Source organism: Haloquadratum walsbyi J07HQW2, assembly GCF_000415985.1.
In the GTDB taxonomy this organism is placed as follows: domain Archaea; phylum Halobacteriota; class Halobacteria; order Halobacteriales; family Haloferacaceae; genus Haloquadratum; species Haloquadratum walsbyi_B.
Window position 1 is genome coordinate 1,177,940 of record NZ_KE356561.1, and the last position, 1,411, is coordinate 1,179,350.

The 1,411-nt window shown below is 50.0% G+C and carries 1 protein-coding gene; it reads right to left on the bottom strand.

Features of this window, described 5'->3' with window-relative positions; translation table 11 throughout:
- Positions 1-143: 143 nt before the first annotated feature.
- The coding region (locus J07HQW2_RS05320; protein WP_021054379.1) for a sulfatase family protein at positions 144-1,411 on the bottom strand (1,268 nt) is incomplete at its 5' end.

The following is a 1,411-nucleotide window of genomic DNA, read 5'->3' on the forward strand; positions in this document are numbered from 1 at the left end:
GCTACGACGAGAAAGTACTTACCCAGAAGATCTTCATTGAGGGTTCGCGTGAAATAAACCGTTGCAGCAAATCCTAGTACTGACGAGAAAATATTAGCGGCGAAGTAGATCGCTGACGTCTGTCCGACTCTCATCAGGTGAAATTACTCTTTATATCCGAGGTCTTGAAGCTGCTGTCTAACTTTTTTGTCCATTTCAACCTGTTCGACATCTACAGTCGTTTCTTCGATTTCTAACTCGTGTTCTCTGACGGCTTCTCGTACCTCGTCAAGAACCGCCGGCTCACGGTCGGTCAACAGGATGTTCCTCCGTTCACTGGAGTCGGTTTGGAGGTCGTACAGCTCTTCGTGACCCTGACGTCTGATATACTTCCAGTCGTGGTCACGATAAGCAAACCGACGGGAACCACCCTGTTCGCCGGCCCAGTCACACAGAATCTCGCTGCGAGGCCATTCATTACCGCTAAACAGTGTCTGTATACTATAGCCGTGGAAGTTCTCTGGGAGATCCAGTCCCATGGTGTCGACCAGTGTCGGGGCGATATCGAGCAGACCGACCAGTTCATCATAATGACCCTCGTGTTTAGTATCACTGAACACCATCGGAACGTGCAGCACTTCATCATAGAACTTTGCGGAGTGGCTGAATTCATCGTGATCCCGGAACTCCTCACCGTGGTCGGCAGTGACCATTACTGCATATTCGTTTAGGGTTTCGTCGGCAGCATCAAGAAGGCGACCAATTTCGGCGTCGGTGAACCTGATTTCGGCGTCATAGAGGTCGATGATGTCATTCAATTCCTTATCGGTGACTGACTCAGGATTTTCAATAAATTTGCGACGGAGCTGAACCGCACGGTGCTCAGAGATATACTCATCTCGGAACTCCAACTGGTGTTCTTTCGGCGGCACGTACGGGTGGTGAACATCCATGTAGTGTATCCACAGGAAGGTATGCTGGCTATTGCCGGACTCTAGCCACTCGATAGCATAATTGGTGATTTCATCTGCATCGACGTACGCTGACCCAATCGAGACCCCGGCCTGTCGTTCAGCTGTGTCAAACGCCGAGGACAATAGTTTATAAATAGTGCCTTCATCATTTAAATTATTTTTTACCCATTGACGGAACTCCGCGGTTAATCCAGGATTAGTCATCGAGTCAAATAGCCTGCTCCACCCGCGATCATATCCAAACTCGGCGTTGAGGTATGCGTTCGAATGGAACCCTCCAGTTCGGTAGCCGGCGTCGTCGAAAATCTCTGAGATAAGCGTTCTCTCCTCAGAAAGTTGCTCGTATCCGCCATACATTAGTGGGTATGACGACGTAAGAATGGAGGGGAAGGAAGGTCGCGTTGAGCAGGCGTGAGCAAAGGCATTTTCAAACAGCGCGCTTTCCGCCGCTAGCGAGT